This is a genomic window from Phenylobacterium sp. T106 (assembly GCF_057219735.1).
Map to the genome: position 1 here is coordinate 1 of NZ_JBXVWA010000010.1, position 19,734 is coordinate 19,734.

At 71.4% G+C, this 19,734-nt stretch carries 17 protein-coding genes and 1 other RNA gene; 8 read left to right on the plus strand and 10 right to left on the minus strand.

All coding sequences use genetic code 11. The annotated features are described in order from the left end of the window. Nucleotides 1–444 precede the first annotated feature (444 nt). The 4 genes from AC2D8W_RS18965 to AC2D8W_RS18980 form a co-directional block, all read right to left on the minus strand. Nucleotides 445–1,911: a tannase/feruloyl esterase family alpha/beta hydrolase gene (locus AC2D8W_RS18965; protein WP_484672837.1), complete on the minus strand. Its 1,467-nt coding sequence runs from the start codon at nucleotides 1,909–1,911 to the stop codon at nucleotides 445–447. A 462-nt stretch (nucleotides 1,912–2,373) separates the two neighbouring features. Next, a complete protein-coding gene (locus AC2D8W_RS18970) occupies nucleotides 2,374–3,720 on the minus strand; it encodes an acyl-CoA dehydrogenase family protein (protein WP_293483999.1) in 1,347 nt (448 codons plus the stop codon). A 519-nt stretch (nucleotides 3,721–4,239) separates the two neighbouring features. After that, on the minus strand, nucleotides 4,240–4,665 hold the full coding sequence (locus tag AC2D8W_RS18975) for a hypothetical protein (RefSeq protein ID WP_293482055.1): 426 nt from the start codon (nucleotides 4,663–4,665) through the stop codon (nucleotides 4,240–4,242). A 104-nt stretch (nucleotides 4,666–4,769) separates the two neighbouring features. Continuing rightward, complete coding sequence (locus tag AC2D8W_RS18980) at nucleotides 4,770–5,984, minus strand: SAM-dependent methyltransferase (RefSeq protein WP_293482054.1); 1,215 nt, start codon at nucleotides 5,982–5,984, stop codon at nucleotides 4,770–4,772. A gap of 217 nt (nucleotides 5,985–6,201) precedes the next feature. Here AC2D8W_RS18980 and groES point away from each other — a divergent pair, with 217 nt between their 5' ends. Then, nucleotides 6,202–6,513, plus strand: coding sequence for a co-chaperone GroES (gene groES, locus AC2D8W_RS18985; RefSeq protein WP_293482053.1), 312 nt, complete (start codon nucleotides 6,202–6,204; stop codon nucleotides 6,511–6,513). Nucleotides 6,514–6,555: 42 nt separating this feature from the next. After that, the gene (gene groL / locus AC2D8W_RS18990) at nucleotides 6,556–8,202 is read left to right on the plus strand and encodes a chaperonin GroEL (protein WP_293482052.1); all 1,647 of its coding nucleotides are present in this window, start codon (nucleotides 6,556–6,558) and stop codon (nucleotides 8,200–8,202) included. Between the two features lie 192 nt (nucleotides 8,203–8,394). On the opposite strand, the gene AC2D8W_RS18995 is transcribed toward groL, so the two are convergent. Then, on the minus strand, nucleotides 8,395–8,751 hold the full coding sequence (locus tag AC2D8W_RS18995) for a phage holin family protein (RefSeq protein ID WP_484672957.1): 357 nt from the start codon (nucleotides 8,749–8,751) through the stop codon (nucleotides 8,395–8,397). Between the two features lie 197 nt (nucleotides 8,752–8,948). On the opposite strand from AC2D8W_RS18995, the gene AC2D8W_RS19000 reads away from it, so the two are divergent. Further along, a complete protein-coding gene (locus tag AC2D8W_RS19000; RefSeq protein ID WP_484672838.1) occupies nucleotides 8,949–10,688 on the plus strand; it encodes an ATP-binding protein in 1,740 nt (579 codons plus the stop codon). 679 nt (nucleotides 10,689–11,367) lie between these two features. Here the strand turns inward: AC2D8W_RS19000 and AC2D8W_RS19005 are convergent. From AC2D8W_RS19005 to ssrS, 3 genes are all read right to left on the minus strand, one after another. Beyond that, a complete protein-coding gene (locus tag AC2D8W_RS19005; RefSeq protein WP_484672839.1) occupies nucleotides 11,368–12,204 on the minus strand; it encodes a TIGR00282 family metallophosphoesterase in 837 nt (278 codons plus the stop codon). After that, nucleotides 12,204–12,758, minus strand: a complete 555-nt coding sequence (locus tag AC2D8W_RS19010) for a 5-formyltetrahydrofolate cyclo-ligase (protein ID WP_484672840.1) — start codon at nucleotides 12,756–12,758, stop codon at nucleotides 12,204–12,206. The genes AC2D8W_RS19005 and AC2D8W_RS19010 overlap by 1 nt, the downstream gene beginning before the upstream one ends. 115 nt (nucleotides 12,759–12,873) lie before the next feature. Beyond that, nucleotides 12,874–13,036, minus strand: a non-coding RNA gene (ssrS, locus tag AC2D8W_RS19015) — 6S RNA. Nucleotides 13,037–13,095: 59 nt separating this feature from the next. Between ssrS and AC2D8W_RS19020 the strand changes: the two genes are divergently transcribed. Then, nucleotides 13,096–14,229 (plus strand): serine hydrolase domain-containing protein, encoded by a 1,134-nt coding sequence (locus tag AC2D8W_RS19020; RefSeq protein WP_484672841.1) that lies wholly within the window; start codon nucleotides 13,096–13,098, stop codon nucleotides 14,227–14,229. 59 nt (nucleotides 14,230–14,288) lie between these two features. Continuing rightward, nucleotides 14,289–15,341 carry a fatty acid desaturase family protein gene (locus AC2D8W_RS19025; RefSeq protein ID WP_484672842.1) on the plus strand — a complete coding sequence of 351 codons (1,053 nt, stop codon included), beginning with the start codon at nucleotides 14,289–14,291 and terminating at the stop codon, nucleotides 15,339–15,341. 6 nt (nucleotides 15,342–15,347) lie between these two features. Here the strand turns inward: AC2D8W_RS19025 and AC2D8W_RS19030 are convergent, their stop codons facing one another. Beyond that, on the minus strand, nucleotides 15,348–15,680 hold the full coding sequence (locus AC2D8W_RS19030) for a cell division protein ZapA (RefSeq protein WP_484672843.1): 333 nt from the start codon (nucleotides 15,678–15,680) through the stop codon (nucleotides 15,348–15,350). Between the two features lie 4 nt (nucleotides 15,681–15,684). Then, complete coding sequence (locus AC2D8W_RS19035) at nucleotides 15,685–15,960, minus strand: DUF4164 family protein (protein WP_484672844.1); 276 nt, start codon at nucleotides 15,958–15,960, stop codon at nucleotides 15,685–15,687. 128 nt (nucleotides 15,961–16,088) lie between these two features. On the opposite strand from AC2D8W_RS19035, the gene tkt reads away from it, so the two are divergent. The 3 genes from tkt to AC2D8W_RS19050 are packed head-to-tail and all read left to right on the plus strand — an operon-like array spanning nucleotide 16,089 to nucleotide 19,728. Next, nucleotides 16,089–18,056, plus strand: coding sequence for a transketolase (gene tkt, locus AC2D8W_RS19040; protein WP_484672845.1), 1,968 nt, complete (start codon nucleotides 16,089–16,091; stop codon nucleotides 18,054–18,056). Between the two features lie 2 nt (nucleotides 18,057–18,058). Further along, on the plus strand, nucleotides 18,059–19,255 hold the full coding sequence (gene purT, locus AC2D8W_RS19045; protein WP_484672846.1) for a formate-dependent phosphoribosylglycinamide formyltransferase: 1,197 nt from the start codon (nucleotides 18,059–18,061) through the stop codon (nucleotides 19,253–19,255). Beyond that, nucleotides 19,252–19,728 carry a GFA family protein gene (locus tag AC2D8W_RS19050; RefSeq protein WP_484672847.1) on the plus strand — a complete coding sequence of 159 codons (477 nt, stop codon included), beginning with the start codon at nucleotides 19,252–19,254 and terminating at the stop codon, nucleotides 19,726–19,728. Before purT ends, AC2D8W_RS19050 begins: the two co-directional genes overlap by 4 nt. Nucleotides 19,729–19,734 lie beyond the last annotated feature (6 nt).

A 19,734-nucleotide genomic window follows, 5' to 3' on the forward strand; every position in this document is an offset into this window, starting at 1 on the left:
GCAGCCCACAAAGCTCAGGGGGACGCGGCCCCTCCACCGACAGCCCGCCTGGTGCTGCGAACATCAGGCGGGCGTCCCGGAAGACACCCCACAGTAGACCTCTTCCGTCAAACAAGGGGGACCATGCGCAGCAGGGTGGAGGGGTCGCTGGCTCCGCGGACAGCCCCCCTCCACCGCCTCCGGCGGTCCCCCTCCCCCTGCGGGGGAGGACTGCGCCACCCCCTCTCGCTTCGCGAGCTCCCCCAAGGGGGGGACCATCTGCGGGGCGGGTCTTCCGTACGGACGCCGCAGGCGCTCGATTGAACCGCGGAGGACGCGGAGAAGAGCGCAGAGATCGCAGAGGCCTCTGCGCCCTCCGCGAAATCCTCCGCGATCTCTGCGGTCAAATGCGGCGGCTCCACCGTCCTCACGCTGCGGGGGAGGACGGTGGAGGATTGGGCCCCGCTACCGCCGCTTCGGGGCCGGGCAGCTCCAGGCGCCGCCGGCGTCCTTGCGGGCGACCGAGGGGTACGGGCAGAGCTGCTGGGTGGCGCCGCCGGCGCCGGTGGCGGTGAGCCCGCCGGGCGCCTTGCCGTCGACGACCCAGGCGTCCAGCGTCGCCAGCCAGTCGACGTTGGCCGGCGCCGCCCCGCCGCCGCAGTGGAGCATCCCGGGGACCAGGTACATCCGGTAGAACTCGCCTACGTCGCCCATCGTGCGACGGACGTCCTCGTAGTAGACGATCGACGAGGCGGCCGGGATCGCGGGGTCGTTCCAGCCATGGTACTGGATCAGCTTGCCGCCGCGCCGCTTGAACGCCGCCAGGTTCGGATCGTCGGAGTCGATGATCGGGCTCATCTTGGCCTTCGCCCGGTCGAACTGCGCCCCCAGGTCCAGCGTCAGGAAGTCGAACGCGGGGTCCCCGAAGGCGAAGTACTTGAAGGCGTTGGAAGCGAACTGGTAGCCGGCCGCCTGCCAGTTCCGGTCCTGGCTGGGCCCGGTGATCCAGGCCTGCCAGCCGCCGGTCAGCGCCTCGGCCCCCGGCGAGATCCCGGGCAGCGCGATCCGCCCCGTGCGCGGGTCCTTCCGGCCGGCGTAGATCTCGCGGGCCGCGCGCACCTGCGGCGCGGTGAGGCAGCCTCCCGCCTGACCGGCCTTGCACTGGAGCACCCCGGGATCGAACCGGCACGCGGCGGGATCGCGGACGAAGGCCTCGCCCCCGCAGTCCTTCAGCGCGCGCGCCTGCAGCAGCTCCAGGGCCGGCTTGTCCAGGTAGGCCCCGGGCCGGGCCAGCGCCTGCTGCTGGGCCGCGCCGTTGCCGAACAGGAGGCTCATGTAGTTGGCCGGCGCGCCCGCCACGATGCCGTCGAAGTCGGCGGGGAACCGCTGGGCCTCCATCAGCGCCTCGCGGCCGCCGTCGGAACAGCCCATGAAGTACGAGAGCCTGGGCCCGCCCGCCTTCTGCGCCTTGATCAGCGCCTTGGCGGCGTCGGTGGTCTCCTTCAGCGAGCGCCAGCCGTAGTCCACCAGCTTCTCGGGATGGCCCAGCGCCCAGGACGCCGAGGTGCCGATGGCGCGGTGGCCGTTGTCGGTGCCCGCGACCGCATAGCCCGACTGCGCCACGCGGCGCAGGTAGCCCGAGTTGATCGAGCCCGCGAAGCCGCCGTTGCCCAGCTGGACGAACTTGCCGTTCCACGACGCGCCCGCCGGGATCCAGACCTCGATGCCGATCTCGGAGTCGCGGGTCGGGCGGCTGACCACCGAGACCTTGCACAGCTCGGCCCCGCCCGCCGTCTCCACGCTCGCCGCCGTCACCTCGGCGTGCGCCAGCTTCACGTCCTTGAGGTCCGCGCAGGCCGTCTCGGCGCTCGCCAGCCCCGGCGCCGCCATCAACGCCACGCCCGCGGCCGCCGCCATCGGAACCGTCTTCATCCCAGCCCTCCTCGTGTTTTGCGGGATTTCAGCATGGTTGGGGGCGGGGCGGGAGGTGGGAAGTTTGGCGAGGGGCGGGCGTTTCGACCAGACGTGGGGGTCCGAAGCCCTGACCCGTATCTCAGCGCGTCAGCCGGCGGTGAAATGCGCTGCCGCCTCTGGGGCAGCGTCTTGAAGGTCGTCCCCCGCGCCGGGGCCGCCGCTTGCCCTCTCCACCACCCGCTCTTCGGCGGGCGGTCCCCCTCTCCCGCGAGCGGGAGAGGAAGGGGGGCGCGGTGTTGGTCCCCATGCGCCAGCATGGTGGAGGGGTCTTGAGCGCCGAGCCTAGCCCCCCTCCACCGCCTTCGGCGGTCCCCCTCCCCCTGTGGGGGAGGACTGCTGGGTGAGCATCGCGACGCCCCTAATGAAAAGGAGCCCCCGTTGGCGCGGGGGCTCCCTCGAGGCGTCGCCGGGGCGGCGGCGCTAGTTGCGGAACACGGCCGCGGAGGCGCCGCGGTCGTCGGGCATCTCGCGGTACTGCTGCAGCTCGTTGCGGCCCACCACCATGTGGTGCACCTCGTCCGGGCCGTCGGCGATCCGCAGGGTGCGGGTGTTGGCGTACATCCGGGCGAGCGGCGTGTGCTGCGACACGCCCAGGGCGCCGTGCATCTGGATGGCCTGGTCGATGATCTGGCACACCTTCTCGGGCACCATCGCCTTGACCATGTGGATCCAGACGCGGGCCTCGCGGTTGCCCAGGACGTCCATCGCCTTGGCAGCCTTGAGCACCATCAGGCGCATGGCCTCGATCTCGATGCGGGCGCGGCTGACGCGCTCGATGTTGCCGCCGAGCTGGATGATCGGCTTGCCGAACGCCACCCGGCTCATGCCGCGGGTCACCATCAGGTCCAGCGCCTTCTCGGCCGAGCCGATGGCGCGCATGCAGTGGTGGATCCGGCCGGGGCCCAGGCGCAGCTGGCTGATCTCGAAGCCGCGGCCTTCGCCGAGCAGCATGTTCGAGGCCGGGACGCGGGCGTTGTTGAACCGGATGTGCATGTGGCCGTGCGGCGCGTCGGGGTCGCCGAACACCTGCTGGCCCTGGACGATCTCGACGCCCGGGCAGGGCAGCGGCACCAGGATCTGCGACTGCTGGAGGTGCGGCGGATCGTGGTCGCCGCCGGTCCGGACCATGCAGATCATGACCTTGCAGCGCGGGCTGCCGGCGCCCGAGATGTAGTGCTTCTCGCCGTTGATGATGTACTCGTCGCCCACGCGGACGGCGCGGGTGTCGATGTTCTTGGCGTCCGAGCTGGCGGTGTTGAGCTCGGTCATGCAGTAGGCCGACCGGATCTTCCCTTCGAGGAGGGGCTCCAGCCACTGCTTCTTCTGCTCGGGCGTGCCGACGCGCTCCAGCACCTCCATGTTGCCGGTGTCGGGGGCGGCGCAGTTCATGATCTCTGAGGCGAGGCGCACCTTGCCCAGCTCGACGGCGATGTAGGCGTAGTCGAGGTTGGAGAGGCCTTCACCCGTCTCGGCGTTGGGCAGGAAGAAGTTCCACAGGCCCGCGGCCTTGGCCTTCTCCTTGGCGGCTTCCAGCACTTCGAGCTGGCCCGGCGCGTACTGCCAGATGTCGGGACGGCCCTCGCCCAGGCGGTGCCACTCCTCGGAGGCCGGCTCGGCCACCTCGCGGATGAACTCCTTCACCTTGTTGTAGAGCGGGAGCGCCTTGTCGGACATCCGCAGGTCGTTGAGCTCGTCCTGCGGCGAGAGGCCGAAGCTGGACTGGGCCTGGGCGGCGGCGCCGGCGGGCCGGTCGGCGGTCATGGTCATGGGTCGCTCCCAACAGTTTTTCTCTGGCGTCCTTTGTCGCGCACTTTCGGGAGAATTCAAACAACTGTTTTAGGGATAGGCGCGGCGGCGCGCGGCGCCTGATCCGGCAAGGCGGAGTCCATGGGTCCCGGTCTTCGCCTGCGGCGAAACCGGGATGACATTGGGATAGGGGAGCGCTCACCTTTCGGCTGTCATCCCGGTTTCCGCGTCGGCGGAACACCGGGACCCATACGCGCCCGATGGCCGGCGTCGTGGCGCGGCGGTGGTGTTCGGGTGGTTCTGAAACGCGGAGTCTATGGATCCCGGTCTTCGCCTGCGGCGAAACCGGGATGACAGCCGTGGGAACTGGAAAAGAGACCTGTCATCCCGGCCGGACCCCGGCCTAAGCCGGGGGGAGAGCCGGGACCCATACGCGCCCGATGGCCGGCGTCGTAGCGCGGCGGTGGTGTTCGGGTGGTTCTGAAATGCGGAGTCTATGGGTCCCGGTCTTCGCCTGCGGCGAAACCGGGATGACAGCCGCTATTTCACCGGGACGTGGTCGACGTGGGGGCAGACGGCGGCGAGGAGGGCGGCGTTGTCGGCGCCTTCGGCCTTCTTCGGCGTGTCCTTGCGCCAGGTCGACTTGATGTCGAGCGGCTGGTTCGGCTTGTACGCGCCCAGGGTGATCATGTTCTTCTTCGCGCAGTCGATGGCGACCACGCTGCCGACGCCGTCGGGCTTGCCGGGGCCGGAGGGGCCGATCTTGGCGTCGGGCTTGGAGATCGCCTGCATCACGACGATGCGGCCGGTCTCGCGGTCCTTGTACGAGTAGTCGCCGTCATAGGACCACTGGATGCCGTTCGCGGCGTCCACGTACTTGGTCCACTTCTCGGCCGAAGCGGCGCCGGCGATGGCCAGGGGGGCGACGAGGCCCAGGGCGGTGGCGAGCGCAAGGGCGCGGCGCATTCTGTCTCTCCAAACGGTCGTTCGAGCGGTTCAGCCCGACCCTAGCGGCGGATTTTGGGCGCCTCCACACATTTCACGCGGGCGGCGCGGTCTGCCGCAGGCGTTCAGGCCGCCTTCCGCTTGGCCACGGCGTAGGCCTTCTCGGTCTCGCCGATGTAGTCGCGGGTGATGGGCAGCACGTCGACCCGCTTGGCCAGCTGGATCTGCCAGATGAACTGGCGCCGCGCCCGGAAGCTCTGCTCGGCGATCCCGAGGTAGAACTCGAACATCCGGCAGAAGCGCTCGTCGTAGAGCTGGGCGATGTCGGCGCGCGCCGCCGCGAAGCGCTCGCGCCAGTGGCGGATCGTCTCGGCGTAGTGCAGCCGCAGGATCTCGACGTCGGTCACGATCAGGCCCGCCCGCTCGATGGCCGGCAGCACCTCGGACAGGGCCGGGGAATAGCCGCCGGGGAAGATGTACTTGTCGATCCAGGCGTTGGTGGTGCCGGGCTCGGGCCGGCCGATGGCGTGCACCAGGCCGACGCCGTCGTCCTTCATCAGCCGCGCCACGCCGTCGAAGTACTCCTGATAGTTCGGCCGGCCGACGGCCTCGAACATGGCGACCGACAGCACCCGGTCGTAGGTCCCCTTCAGGTCGCGGTAGTCGGTGAGCGAGAAGCGGGCCTTGTGCGCCAGGCCGAGCGCCTCGGCGCGTTCCTTGGCGACCTTGAGCTGCTCGACCGAGAGCGTGATCGCGTCCACCTCGACGTCGCAGTCCTCGACGAGCTGCAGGGCGAGGCCGCCCCAGCCGCAGCCGATCTCGACGACGCTCATGCCCGGCTGGGCCTGCAGCTTGGCGGCGATGTGCCGCTTCTTGGCGAGCTGGGCCTCCTCCAGCGTCATGTCGGGCCGCTCGAAGTAGGCGCAGCTGTACTGCATGTCCTCGTCGAGGAAGCGCCGGTAGAGGTCGTAGGAGAGGTCGTAGTGGTGGGCGACGTTCCGGCGCGCCGCGACGCGGTCGTTGGCCTCGCGCAGCGTGCGCTTCAGCCAGCGGCGGAAGGGGTTGCGGCCCTTCTTCTTGCGGTTCTCGGCGTTGGCCCCGATGAGGTCGATGAAGTCGTCGATGGACCCCTGCTCGAGCACCAGGCCGCCGTCCATGTAGGCCTCGCCCACGCCGAGGCCCGGCTTGGCGGCGATGCGGGCGGCCCACGCCGCGGTGGTGATCCGCGCCGTCAGGGGCGGCCCGGAGCCGTCGCCCAGCTTCAGCGTGCGCCCGCCGGGCAGCTTGAGGGTCAGGTCGCCGGTGCGGACGACCTTCTCGAGCATGGCCTGCAGTCCCATCTACGCCTCCCCGCGTCACTTTGCGGCGAGAGTAGGTCGGCCTCCGCGAAAGCCAAGACCGCATGCGAATCCGGGGCCCCGTCTTGACTCGCGGCGGCGAGGTTCCTAACTGCCCCCCGACGTTGGCACTCAGGGGCTGGGACTGCTAACAGCCACGTCCTGCCCGGTCCGACGTCGCAGATTTGAACCCGTTCCGTACGGAAGAGAGAGAACAGACATGGCGTTTCGTCCCCTGGGAGATCGCGTCCTCGTCAAGCGCGTCGAGGAAGAAGAGAAGACCAAGGGCGGGATCATCATTCCCGACACCGCGAAGGAAAAGCCGCAGGAAGGCGAAGTGATCGCCGTCGGCCCCGGCAACCGCGATGAGGACGGCGACTACATCGCGCTGGACGTGAAGGTTGGCGACCGCATCCTGTTCGGCAAGTGGTCCGGCACCGAGGTCAAGCTCGACGGCCAGGACCTGCTGATCATGAAGGAAAGCGACATCCTGGGCGTGCTCGAGTCCGACAAGGTCGCGAAGGCCGCCTAAGCGCCGCACCGTCACAAGCATTCAAGGAAGAGAGACAGCATCATGGCTGCCAAAGACGTCTATTTCGCCTCCGACGCGCGCGACCGCATGCTGCGCGGCGTCAACACCCTCGCCAACGCGGTGAAGGTGACCCTGGGCCCCAAGGGCCGCAACGTCGTCATCGAGAAGTCCTTCGGCGCTCCGCGCTCGACCAAGGACGGCGTGTCGGTCGCCAAGGAGATCGAACTTTCCGACAAGTTCGAGAACCTGGGCGCCCAGCTGATCCGTGAAGTCGCCTCGAAGACCAACGACAAGGCCGGCGACGGCACCACCACCGCCACGGTGCTCGCCCAGGCGATCGTCACCGAGGGCCTGAAGTCGGTGGCCGCCGGCATGAACCCGATGGACCTGAAGCGCGGCGTCGACAAGGCGGTCGCCAAGGTCATCGAGGAGATCAAGTCCAGCGCCCGCAAGGTGTCGGCGAACAGCGAGATCGCCCAGGTGGGCACCATCTCGGCCAACGGCGACGTCGAAGTGGGCGAGATGATCGCCCGCGCGATGGAGAAGGTCGGCAACGAGGGCGTGATCACGGTCGAGGAGGCCAAGACGGCCGAGACCGAGCTCGACGTCGTCGAGGGCATGCAGTTCGACCGCGGCTACCTGTCGCCGTACTTCATCACCAACGCCGAGAAGATGGAGGCCGACCTCGAAGAGCCGCTGATCCTGCTCTTCGAAAAGAAGCTCTCCTCGCTGCAGCCCCTGCTGCCGGTCCTCGAGGCCGTGGTGCAGTCGGGCCGTCCGCTGCTGATCATCGCGGAAGACGTGGAAGGCGAAGCGCTGGCGACCCTGGTGGTCAACAAGCTGCGCGGCGGCCTGCGCGTCGCGGCGGTGAAGGCTCCGGGCTTCGGCGACCGCCGCAAGGCCATGCTCGAGGACATCGCGACCCTGACCGGCGGCACGCTGATCAGCGAAGACCTGGGCATCAAGCTCGAGTCGGTCACCCTCGACATGCTGGGCAAGGCCAAGAAGGTCACCATCACCAAGGACGACACCACGATCGTCGACGGCTCGGGCGACAAGGCCGACATCGAAGGCCGCGTGGCCCAGATCAAGAAGCAGATCGAGGACACCACGTCGGACTACGACAAGGAGAAGCTGCAGGAGCGCCTCGCCAAGCTCGCGGGCGGCGTCGCGGTGGTCCGCGTCGGCGGCTCGACCGAAGTCGAGGTGAAGGAGAAGAAGGACCGCGTCGACGACGCCCTGAACGCGACCCGCGCGGCCGTGGAAGAAGGCATCGTCCCCGGCGGCGGCGTCGCGCTGCTGAAGGCCTCGAAGGTCCTCGACGGCTTCAAGGGCGACAACGACGACCAGGAAGCCGGCGTGGCCATCGTGCGCCGCGCGCTGCAGGCTCCGATCCGCCAGATCGCCGAGAACGCCGGCGTGGAAGGCTCGATCGTGGTCGGCAAGGTGCTCGAGAACCCCTCGCCCACCTTCGGCTTCAACGCCCAGACCGAAGAGTACCAGGACCTGGTGCAGGCCGGCGTCATCGACCCCGCGAAGGTCGTGCGCACCGCCCTGCAGGACGCCGCCTCGGTGGCCGGCCTGCTGATCACCACGGAAGCCGCCATCGTCGAAGCGCCCAAGAAGTCGGCCCCGGCCGGCGGCATGCCGGGCGGGGGCATGGGCGGCATGGGCGACATGGACTTCTAAGTCCTGCCCCGGGCTTGACCCGGGGACTGCGCTCAGCTGAACGCGTCGGAGAGGGCGGGACCGCAGGGTCCCGCCCTTTTTCGTTCGGCGCTGGACCGGTGAGCGCTTCGCGCCCGTCCTCGAGTGACCTGGCCCGGCAGGCTCCCATCGACCATGAGATCGACGCCTTCCGGGAGGCGGTCGAGGACGGCCCTAGCCCTCCCGCCGCCCGTCCTTGATCGCGGCGTTGCCGATCCAGCTCGCGAAGCCGGTGACGATGGCCGCGAGCACGCCCGGCACGAGCCCGTGCACCTGGAAGCCCTGCAGCAGCACCGCCACGAGCCCGATCATCATCGCGTTCACGATCAGCAGGAACAGGCCCAGCGTGAGGAGCGTCAGGGGCAGCGTCAGGATGACCACGATGGGCCGCACCAGGGCGTTGACGATCCCGAGCAGCAGCGCCGCCGCGATCAGGCTTCCCGTGCTGGTCACCACCACCCCGGGAACGATCCTGGACGCCACCCAGAGCCCCAGGGCCGCGAACACGGCCCGCAGCACAAACCTCGCCAGCATCCGGGCGTCTCCTCTCCTCCGGCCGACCTTGGCCTTGGGCCGAGCCTAGAACAGTTCGGGGCGGATTGAACCGTCGCCGCGACGGGGACGCCGGGCGCTCGGAGAACAAGGGTCCGTTCATGATTCACGGGCAATGTGCGGCGGCCTGTCGCACTGGGGGGTGATCGGCGGGCGCAAGCAGGGGAAGGCGCAGCGTGGTCGGCGTCGCCGCAAGGCTGTTGGACGAGCGTCTGGACGCGGTGGCCGTCACCGCGCGCCGGATCTTCGGCGTCCGCATGGCCATGGGCGCCGGCGCCGCGGCGCTCACGACCTGGCTGTTCGGCCTGACCACGGCGGCCTTCTGGCTGGCGGGCTTCCTGGCCGCCGAGCTCGTCACCCGCATCGCCACCCGCCCGCTCAACGCCGGCGGGGCCCTGTCGCGGCGGGACCGGGCCGTCTACGCGCTGTCGATGGTGGCCTCGAGCACCGTCTGGTCGACGCTCGCCGTACTCTACTGGTCCACGGGCATCGAGCCCTATCGCCTGGCAGCCATGGCGGTGCTGGCCGGCCTGATGGTCCACGCCCAGGGCTTCTCGTTCCGGTCCCCGGTGGCGCTGGGCGCCCTGGGCCTGGTGCCCGCCGTCCTCTGGTTCCTGCTCCCCGTCGGCTTCGGCGGCTATGCCGGGGAGTCGATCGCCACGCTCGGCGTCGGGCTCCTGATGCTGCTGTCGTACGTGGTGGCGAGCGCCCGCGCCAACATCCGGTGCGCCGCGGAGCTGGCGTCGGCCCAGCGGTCCGCCGAGGCCGCCAACGAGGCCAAGTCCGCCTTCCTCGCCATGATGAGCCATGAGCTGCGCACGCCCCTGAACGGCGTCCTCGGCATGGCGCGCGCGCTCCAGCGCACCCCGCTCGACCATCGCCAGCAGAGCTACGTCGATACCATCCTGCGGTCCGGCGACGGGCTGCTCGCGATCCTCAACGACGTGCTGGACATCTCGAAGATCGAGGCCGGCCGGATGGACCTCGAGGTGGCGGGCTTCGACCTCCGCGCGCTGGCCGAGCAGTCGATCGAGCTGTGGTCCGAGACCGCCCGGGCGAAGGGCCTCGTGCTGCGGTGCGAGGTGGGACCCGACGTGTCGCCGCTCGTCACCGGCGACGAGACGCGGGTGCGCCAGATCGTGCTGAACCTGATCTCGAACGCGCTGAAGTTCACCGAGGCGGGAGAGGTCGTGCTGACGCTGCGCGCCGCGCCCTCGGCCGACGGCGACGGCGGCGTCGAGATCCTGGTGCGCGACACCGGCATCGGCATGTCCGCCGACCAGGTGGCGGCGCTCTTCCGACCGTACGCGCAGGCCGACGCCTCCACGGCGCGCCGGTACGGCGGCACCGGGCTGGGCCTGGCCATCTGCCGCAAGCTGGCGTCGATGATGGGCGGCGAGATCGCCGTCGAGACCGCGCCGGGGGCCGGCTCGACCTTCCGGGTGTTCCTGCCGCTTCCGCCGTCCCGTTCGCCCATGCCCGAGGAGGCGGCCCCCGCCGACCTGCCGACGCTGCGCATCCTCGTGGCCGAGGACAACCCCATCAACCAGGCCGTGGCGCGCGCCATCCTCGAGGCGGCGGGCGCCACGGTGGAGGTCGCGCCCGACGGGGCCCAGGCGCTGGAGCGGCTGAGGGTGGAGACCTTCGACGTCGTCCTGATGGACGTGCACATGCCGGTCATGGACGGCGTCGAGGCGGTGGGCCGCCTGCGCAGCGGCCAGGCCGGGCGCGCGGACGTCCCGGTGATCGCCCTCACGGCCGACGCCACGTCGGGCGAGGAAGGCCGCCTGAAGGCGCTGGGCTTCGACGCCCTGCAGCACAAGCCGGTCCAGCCGGCCGCCCTGATCGTCGCGATCGGCGAGGTCATCGAGGCCCGCCTCGCCAGCGCCGCCGCCGACGCCGAGGCGGCCGCGTAGCGGGCGGGGTCCTGGCTGCGATCTCAAGCGCTGTCATCCCGGTTTCCGCGGAGCGGAACACCGGGACCCATAGACTCCGCATCTCCGGGTGAAGCGCGGCGGCGCCGCCCGCGGGCCGCCACGGCCATCGGGCGCGTTCGAGGTGCTGGCGCGGCGGCGCGGCCCGGGGTTTGCCTGAGGCGCGGAGTCTATGGGTCCCGGTCTTCGCCTGCGGCGAAACCGGGATGACAAAGGGGGGGGGGAGGACTGTCCGTGTTCTTCCGTGGACCCGTTCACGCCCCCATCCCCCACGGCTGTCATCCCGGTTTCGCGAAAGCGAAGACCGGGACCCATACGCGCCCGCGTTCGAGGTCCTGGCGCGGCGGCGCGGCCCGGGGTTTGCCTGAGGCGCGGAGTCTATGGGTCCCGGTCTTCGCCTGCGGCGAAACCGGGATGACAAAAGGGGGAGGTCCTTCCGCGTTCTTCCGTGGACCCGTTCACGCCCCCATCCCCTAACGCTGTCATCCCGGTTTCGCGAAAGCGAAGACCGGGACCCATACGCGCCCACGTTCGAGGTCCTGGCGCGGCGGCGCGGCCCGGGGTTTGCCTGAGCCGCGGAGTCTATGGGTCCCGGTCTTCGCCTGCGGCGAAACCGGGATGACAGGGTTGGTGGCGGAGTGACGAGCGCGATAGCGCCGGACTAGGCTCTTGCGGGTTCCGGGGCGGGGACGGTCTGCTTCAGGCGGCCGCCCAGGCGGATGGGTTCGATCCGGCGCGCGAGGCCCGTGGCGGGGTCCGTCTCGACGAAGACGCCGCAGACCGTCGCCGGCCCCTCGGCCGGCTTGTAGCGGCCGCCAGAGATGCGGGTGGTGAAGCGCCGCAGCGGCTCTTCCTTCTGGTTGCCGATCACGCTGTCGTAGTCGGCGCAGGCGCCCGCGTCGGTCTGGTAGGCGGTTCCGCCCGGCAGCACCTGGGCGTCGGCGGTCGGCACGTGACTGTGGGTCCCCACCACCAGGCTGGCGCGGCCGTCGCAGAAGTGGCCCATGGCCATCTTCTCGGACGTGGCCTCGGCGTGGATGTCCACCACCACCGCGTCGGCGACGGCGCCCAGCGGACAGGCCTCGAGCTCCTTGTCGACGGCGGCGAAGGGATCGTCGAGCGCGTCCATGAAGACGCGGCCCAGCAGGTTCACCACCAGGATCCGGCGCCCCGCGTCGGTCTCGAAGAGCTGGGCCCCACGGCCCGGGGCCGCGGCGAGGGCGGGATAGTTCAGGGGCCGGATCAGGCGGGGCTCGCGGACGATGTAGGTCAGCGCCTCCTTCTGATCCCAGGAATGATTGCCCAGCGTCAGGCAGTCGGCGCCCGACTCGAACAGCTCCTTGGCGGTGCTCTCGGTGATGCCGAAGCCGGCGGCGGCGTTCTCGGCGTTGACGATCACGAACTCGAGCTCGAGCTGGCGGCGCAGCCCCGGCAGGTGCTCGGCCAGGCCCTCGCGGCCCGACCGGCCGACCACGTCTCCGAAAAAGGCGAACCTCATCACCTCTCTCTAGCGACGCGAAGGAAGCCCGTCTCCGTCAGAATGGCGTCGAGGGGTTCGTCGTGCGGCTCCATGGGCACCTGCGGCAGTTCCTGTCCGGCGTAGGCCACGCCGATCACCAGAACGGGCCGGGCGGCGCGCAGTTCGGCGATGGTCCGGTCGTAGCACCCCGCCCCCTGCCCCAGCCGCCCGCCCCTGCGGTCGAAGGCCAGGACCGGCGTGAACACGATGTCCGGCGAGACCCGCGGCGCGGCCGGCGCGGGCGCGAGGATGCCGAACGCGTCGGAGACCAGGGGATCGCCCGGCGCATGGCGGCGGAATTCCAGCGGCGCATTCCTGGCGACCGCGACCGGCAGGGCGACGGCGGCGCCGGCGATGCGGATCCCGCCCGGGTCGATCTCGGAGCCCACCGGATGGTAGAGGCCCACGACGCCGGCGTGCGGCAGGTCGGGGGGAACATGGGACGCCAGCCGCCCGGCCGCGTCCGGCGCCTCGGCGGCGAGGCGGCGGCGCAGGACCCGCATGCGGGCGCGGAGGTCGGTCTTGGACGTCACCCGCCGCTTCTAGCGCAGATGCCGCGCCCTATCGCCTGTGAAGGTCCGGGCGGCGCGAGGCGCGGCGGAGCCGGCCGGATCGCCGGAGGCGCGCGAGGGCTCGGGGAGGATGGGTGGCGGCGCCGCGGGAGCCGTGAAGGACTGTTCAATTCCCTCGACCTGGATAGACCAGGTGGGCGCCGTGTGCCTGAGACCACGATCCCGGGCAGGGACAGCTCCCGTTGAGTGAATTAAGGTCGCTGGAATTTGGTTGCCTTCGACGCGAGCCGCAGCAAGACCCGCCGAGGCGTAACGTAGGACGCCGGGCCCCAGGGCTCAAGCGTCGCCGGGGGACGGAATGACATCCGAGCGCATGCAGGCCCTGCTGGACGAGGCCGTGACCCGGGGCGCGGCGCCCGGGCTGGTGGCGGGGGTGCTGCGCGACGGCGAAGCCCGGTTCTGGGCGGCCGGGGCGCGCGGCGTGGCCGATCCCACGCCGATGGACCCCGACGCGGTCTTCTGGATCGCCTCGTGCACCAAGGCGATCACCTCGGCGGCGGCGCTGCGGCTGGTCGAACAGGGGGCGCTGGACCTGGACGAGCCGGTGGGCGTGCGCATACCCGCCCTCGCCGAGCCCCAGGTGCTGGACGGGACGGGCCCCGACGGACGGCCGCGGCTGCGCGCGGCGCGGCGGCCTTTGACGCTGCGGTCCCTGCTGAGCCACACGTCGGGGCTGGCGTACGACTTCTTCAGCGCCGAGCTCGCCGGCTACTTCGCGGCCACGGGCGGAAGCCTCGCCGGATCGCTGGCGTCGGGGCCGCCCCTGGTGTTCGAGCCGGGCGAGGGCTGGCAGTACGGCATCGGCATCGACGTGGCCGGGTGGCTGATCGAGCACGCCACGGGCCAGACCCTGGCGGCGCACCTGGACGAGGCGTTCTTCCGCCCGCTGGGCATGACCTCGTCCAGCTTCGAGCCGGGGCCGGACCTGACGTCGCGCATGGCCGGCATGCATCGCCGCGGCGCCGACGGCGGCTTCGAGCCGGCCGACCGCTTCCCCTCCGCGCCGGTCCTGCACGGCGGCGGCGGGCTGAACTCCACGGCGGGCGACTACCTCAGGTTCCTGGCCGCCGTGATCGCGGACGACGGCGGCGGCGTGCTGGGACCGGCGGCGCTGCGGGGGCTGCGCGAGCCGGCGGCCCATGCGGGACAGGCAGGCTGCCTGGCGACCACCATGCCGCCGCTCAGCCACGACTTCCGGCCGATGCCCGGGACGCCGCTGTCTTGGACCCTGGGGTTCCTGCGCAACGACGCCGACGTGCCGGGCGCGCGGCGGGCGGGCAGCCTGGCCTGGGGCGGGCTGGCCAACTGCTACTACTGGGCGGACCCGGCGAGCGGCGTGGCCGGGGTCCTCTTCGGCCAGTTCCTGCCCTTCGCCGACCCCGGCATGCTGGCCACGTTCGAGGCGGTCGAGCGGGCCGCCTACGAAGCCTGAGGACGCAGGCGGCGCGAAGGGGCTTGGGCGATCCGCGCGGCGGGCTTACATCGGGCGCCTTGAGCACCGCGACCACCACTGCCGAGCAGAGCCTGGCGCGCCAGGCGAACGAGATCGCCCGCGATCTGACGCGGGCGAACCCGCGCGTCTACTGGACGGACCTGGCGGTGACGGCGCTGGTCACCTGGCTGAGCTTCCTCGTCGCCGCCACGGCCGCCTCGCCCGGCTGGGCGCTGGCCGCCGGCGCGGTCTGCGTGCTGGCCCTCTACCGCGGCATCAGCTTCATCCACGAGCTGACCCACCTGCGGCGCGACGACATCCCCGGCTTCCACTTCGCGTGGAACGTGCTGATCGGCGTGCCCTGGCTCACGCCCTCCCTGCTGTACGAGGGCGTCCACATCCTGCACCACGCCAAGGACCGCTACGGGACCGCGCGGGACCCGGAGTACCATCCGCTCGCCCGGCGACCGGTGGGCGAGCTCCTGGTGTTCCTGGGGATCGCCCTGCTGGCGCCGGTCGGGACCCTGCTCCGGTTCGGCGTGCTGGCGCCGCTCGGCTTCCTGATCCCGCCCGTGCGGCGGTTCGCCGTCGCGCGCGCCTCGGGCATGGTCATCAACCCCGGCTTCGCCCGCGAGGACTTCGACCGCGCGCGCTCGCCCGCCTGGCTGGCGCAGGAGATCGGGGCGTGGCTCTGGAGCTGGTCCGTGGCGGGACTCGCGATCGCCGGGCTGCTCCCCTGGCGGGTGGTGGCCACGGCGGCGCTGATCTTCTCGCTGATGACCTTCCTGAACCAGCTGCGCACCGCGGTGGCGCACCGCTGGGACAACGACGGCGAGGTCATGGCGCCCCTGGACCAGTTCCTGGACTCGGTGAACGTGCCGCCGCCCGCGCTGCTGCCGTTCCTCTGGGCCCCGGTGGGCCTGCGCTACCACGCCCTGCACCACCTGATGCCGCGCCTGCCGTACCACAACCTCGGGATCGCCCACCGGCGCCTGGTCGACGCCCTGCCGGCCGACCACGACTACCGCCGCGCGGAGGAGCCCGAACTGTTCCCGGCCCTGGGCAAGCTTGTCGCGCGCATGCGCCGACCGCGAACGACGCGCGGCGCCTGATCGGACTCAGGTGTCCGCGGCCGCCAGGCGTTCGATCTTCTCGGCCGCGGTCTCCAGGGCCGAGACCGCCTTGGCCTCCATGCGGGCGCGGTCGGACTGCAGGCGGGTGACCTCCATCTGCATGGCCGCGAGCCGGCCGCGGACGTCGTAGAGCTCGTCGGCCAGCAGGAGGGCGCCCATCAGGAACAGTCGGGTGTCGCCGAGCTGTCCCATGTCCTGGCTGACCTGGCGCACCTGGTGGTCGAACATGCGCGCCAGTTCCTGGAGATGGCCCTCCTGACCGTCCTCGCAGCCCACCGCATAGGGCCGGCCGTTCACCTCGATGTTGAGCTGAGCCATGGTTTCAGACCTCCGGAGCCTGGCCGTTGAGGGCCGCGCGGATTTCCTGGATGGCGCGGCCGAGCGCCGCGGACGCCTGGGCGCCGGCCTCCTCCAGCTCGCGCTCCCGGGCGCGGGCCGCGTCGAGTTCCGACGCGAGCTTGGCGCGATCCTGGTCGAAGAGGCCGCCGGCGTCGGCGCTGGCCGCCTTCAGCCGCTGGCCCAGCCGCTGTTCCAGGACGTGAAGGGCGTTCTCGAGGCGTTTGGCCGCCAGGTCGAGGGCGCTGTCGCCGCCGTGCATGCGATCCTCCGAAGCCGTGGGCTCTCTATACCCGCGACGGTGAGTCTCGCGAAATCGCGGGGCGGTTTCTTGACCGACCGGCGCGCGCGTGCGAGGCGGCGCCACATTCCTTAACGCCAGAGATTCCGATGCCCGCGCCGATCCAGCTCATGGCGAACGCCATCCGCGTGCTCTCGATGGACGCCGTCGAGCAGGCCAACAGCGGCCACCCCGGGATGCCGATGGGCATGGCCGACGTCGCCACGGTGCTCTGGACGAAGTTCATGAAGTACGACGCGAGCCGGACCGACTGGCCCGACCGCGACCGCTTCGTGCTCTCGGCAGGCCACGGCTCGATGCTGCTCTACAGCCTGCTGCACCTGGCCGGCGTGAAGGGCGTGCCGATGCAGAGCCTGCGCGACTTCCGCCAACTGGGCTCGAACACCCCGGGCCACCCCGAGTTCGGCCACACGCCGGGCGTCGAGACCACCACCGGCCCCCTGGGCCAGGGCCTGGCCACCGCCGTCGGCATGGCCATGGCCGAGCGCAAGATGGCCGCCCGCTTCGGCGCCGACCTCGTGGACCACCGCACCTGGGTGGTGGCGGGCGACGGCTGCCTGATGGAGGGGATCAGCCACGAGGCGATCAGCCTGGCCGGCCGCCTGAAGCTCTCCAAGCTGACGGTGCTCTGGGACGACAACGACATCACCATCGACGGCCACGTGGGCCTCTCGGACGCCACCGACCAGCTGGCGCGGTTCAAGGCCGCGGGCTGGGCGACGAAGCGGATCGACGGCCATGACGAGGGGCAGATCCGCCGGGCGCTGGCGTGGGCGGTGAAGCAGGACCGGCCCAGCCTGATCGCCTGCAAGACCATCATCGGCAAGGGCTCGCCCACCTTCGCCGGCACGCACGACGTGCACGGCAAGGCGCTGGGCAAGGACGAGGTCGCCAAGACCCGCGAGGCCCTGGGCTGGAGCCACGAGCCCTTCACCCTGCCCGACGAGGCGGCGCGCGCCTGGAAGGCCGCCGGCCGCCGGGGCGGCAAGGTCCGCAAGGCCTGGCAGGCGCGGCTGGAGGCGTCGCCGCACCGGGCCGAGTTCGAGCGGGCGATGGCGGGGGAACTGCCGAAGCACGCCTTCGAGCGCCTCGACGCCTTCCTCGCCGAGACCGCGCCCGGCAAGCCCGCGGCCGCCACCCGCCAGCACTCGGGCACGGTGCTGGAGAAGATCTTCGGCGAGATCCCCGAGCTGGTGGGCGGATCGGCCGACCTGACCGGCTCGAACAACACCTTCGTCAAGAACACGCCGGTGTTCGACGGGCCCGACTACGCCGGCCGCTACGTGAACTACGGCGTGCGCGAGTTCGGCATGGGCACGGCCATGAACGGCCTGGCGCTGCACGGCGGGGTGATCCCTTACGGCGGCACCTTCCTGGTGTTCACCGACTACGCGCGGCCGGCGATCCGGCTGGCGGCGCTGATGGGCGTGCGGGTGATCCACGTGGGCACCCACGACTCGATCGGCCTGGGCGAGGACGGGCCGACGCACCAGCCGGTGGAGCACCTGGCGTCGCTGCGCGCCATGCCCAACCTGAACGTCTTCCGCCCGGCCGACCTGATCGAGACGGCCGAGTGCTGGAAGCTGGCGCTGGAGAGCCGGACCGCGCCGTCGGTGATGGCCCTTTCGCGCCAGAAGACCGCCGCCGTGCGGGACATGGCGGGCGAGAACCTGTCGGCGCGCGGCGCCTACCAGCTGGCGGGCGCGGGCCATCCGGCCCAGGTGACGATCTTCGCCACGGGCACGGAAGTGCCGGTCGCGCTGGCGGCCCGCGACCTGCTGGAGGCCGAAGGGATCGGCGCGCGCGTCGTCTCGGTCCCCTGCTTCGAGCTCTTCGAGGCGCAGCCGACCGACTACCAGGCGGCCGTGATCGGCGAGACCCCGGTGCGGGTCGCCGTCGAGGCCGGCGTGCGCATGGGCTGGGACCGCTTCATCGGCGCGGACGGCGCGTTCGTCGGCATGACCGGCTTCGGCGCCAGCGCGCCGGACAAGGCGCTCTACGAGCACTTCGGCATCACGCCCCAGGCCGTGGCGGCCGCGGCCAAGGCGAAGCTCTGACCATGCGTCTCGGCACGCCCAACTCGCCCACCGCCGTGCGCGTCATGCTCCTGGGCTCGGGCGAGCTCGGCAAGGAGGTGGTGATCGAGCTGCAGCGGCTGGGGTGCGAGGTGATCGCCGTCGACCGCTACGAGGGCGCGCCCGCCCAGCAGGTGGCCCACCGCAGCCACGTGATCGCCATGACAGACGCCGGGGCGCTGCGGGCGCTGGTCGAGCGGGAGCGGCCGCACCTGATCGTCCCCGAGATCGAGGCCATCGCCACCGACGAGCTGGCGCGCATCGAGGCCGACGGGCTGGCGACGGTGATCCCCACCGCGCGCGCCGCCCAGCTCACCATGAACCGCGAGGGCATCCGAAGGCTCGCCGCCGAGGACCTGGGCCTGCCGACCAGCGCCTACGCCTTCGCGTCCACCGAGGCCGAGCTGGCGAAGGCGGCGGCCGAGGTGACGGGCTTTCCCTGCTTCGTGAAGCCGGTGATGAGCTCGTCGGGCAAGGGCCAGTCGTACGTGGAAAGCGCCGACGGGATCGCCGCGGCCTGGCGCTACGCCCTGGAGGGCGGACGGGTCGAGCAGCCGCGGGTGATCGTGGAGGGCCGCGTCGACTTCGACTTCGAGATCACCCAGCTCACCGTGCGCAGCCTGCGGGACGGCGCCGTCGAGACCAGTTTCTGCGCGCCCATCGGCCACCGGCAGGTGAAGGGCGACTACGTCGAGAGCTGGCAGCCGCAGGCGATGAGCGCGGCCGCGCTCGCGAAGTCGCGGCAGATCGCCCGGGCCGTGACCGATGCCCTGGGCGGCCAGGGCCTGTTCGGCGTCGAGCTGTTCGTGAAGGGCGACGACGTGTGGTTCTCGGAGGTCTCGCCACGGCCGCACGACACCGGCCTGGTGACGCTCGTCACCCAGTACCAGAGCGAATTCTGCATCCACGCGCGCGCCATCCTGGGCCTGCCGGTGGACGTGACCCAGCGCGAGCCGGGGGCCAGCGCGGTGATCTACGGCGGCATGGACGCCCGGGGGATCGCCTTCGACGGCGTGGCCGAGGCGCTCTCCGTGCCCGGCGCGGACGTCCGCCTCTTCGGCAAGCCCGAGAGCTTCGAGCGCCGCCGCATGGGCGTGGCGCTGGCGCGCGCCGAAGATGTGGATCAGGCCCGCGAGCGGGCCCGCGAGGCGGCGGGCCGGGTGAAGCCCGTCCAACCATGAACGAGCCGGTCCCGCTTCCGCAGGCGGGCGGCTGCGCCTGCGGCGGCCTGCGGTACGCCCTCAACGCCGCCCCTCTGCTGGCGTACGCCTGCCACTGCCACGGCTGCCAGACGCGATCGGGCGCGGCCTTCAGCCTGAGCCTGGTGGTCCGCTCGGCGGACATCGGCATGACGGGCGCCCACGAGATCATCCCGCGCCGCACGCGCTCCGCTCGCGAGGTGGATGACATCGCCTGCCCGGCCTGCCGGACGCCCGTCCTCGCCAGCGCACGTGTGGCGCCCGAGTTCATGAGCCTGCGCGCCGGGACGCTGGATGATGCGGGTTGGGTACGACCTGTCGCCCAGACCTGCGTCGCGGACGCGATCCCGTGGGCGGTCATACCCGACCTCCGGATCGTGCCCTGGGCCGACTTCGACTTCGTCGCTCAGGGCGCCGAATGGCAGGCCAGCGCGCCGTTGTTCGCCAGGCGGTGAGCCCCG

Coding starts and splice junctions, on each gene's coding strand:
- AC2D8W_RS18965 (WP_484672837.1), bottom strand. CDS start 1,911: ATGAAGACGGTTCCGATGGCGGCGGCCGCGGGCGTGGCGTTGATGGCG.
- AC2D8W_RS18970 (WP_293483999.1), bottom strand. CDS start 3,720: ATGACCATGACCGCCGACCGGCCCGCCGGCGCCGCCGCCCAGGCCCAG.
- AC2D8W_RS18975 (WP_293482055.1), bottom strand. CDS start 4,665: ATGCGCCGCGCCCTTGCGCTCGCCACCGCCCTGGGCCTCGTCGCCCCC.
- AC2D8W_RS18980 (WP_293482054.1), bottom strand. CDS start 5,984: ATGGGACTGCAGGCCATGCTCGAGAAGGTCGTCCGCACCGGCGACCTG.
- groES (WP_293482053.1), top strand. CDS start 6,202: ATGGCGTTTCGTCCCCTGGGAGATCGCGTCCTCGTCAAGCGCGTCGAG.
- groL (WP_293482052.1), top strand. CDS start 6,556: ATGGCTGCCAAAGACGTCTATTTCGCCTCCGACGCGCGCGACCGCATG.
- AC2D8W_RS19005 (WP_484672839.1), bottom strand. CDS start 12,204: ATGAGGTTCGCCTTTTTCGGAGACGTGGTCGGCCGGTCGGGCCGCGAG.
- AC2D8W_RS19020 (WP_484672841.1), top strand. CDS start 13,096: ATGACATCCGAGCGCATGCAGGCCCTGCTGGACGAGGCCGTGACCCGG.
- AC2D8W_RS19030 (WP_484672843.1), bottom strand. CDS start 15,680: ATGGCTCAGCTCAACATCGAGGTGAACGGCCGGCCCTATGCGGTGGGC.
- AC2D8W_RS19035 (WP_484672844.1), bottom strand. CDS start 15,960: ATGCACGGCGGCGACAGCGCCCTCGACCTGGCGGCCAAACGCCTCGAG.
- tkt (WP_484672845.1), top strand. CDS start 16,089: ATGCCCGCGCCGATCCAGCTCATGGCGAACGCCATCCGCGTGCTCTCG.
- purT (WP_484672846.1), top strand. CDS start 18,059: ATGCGTCTCGGCACGCCCAACTCGCCCACCGCCGTGCGCGTCATGCTC.
- AC2D8W_RS19050 (WP_484672847.1), top strand. CDS start 19,252: ATGAACGAGCCGGTCCCGCTTCCGCAGGCGGGCGGCTGCGCCTGCGGC.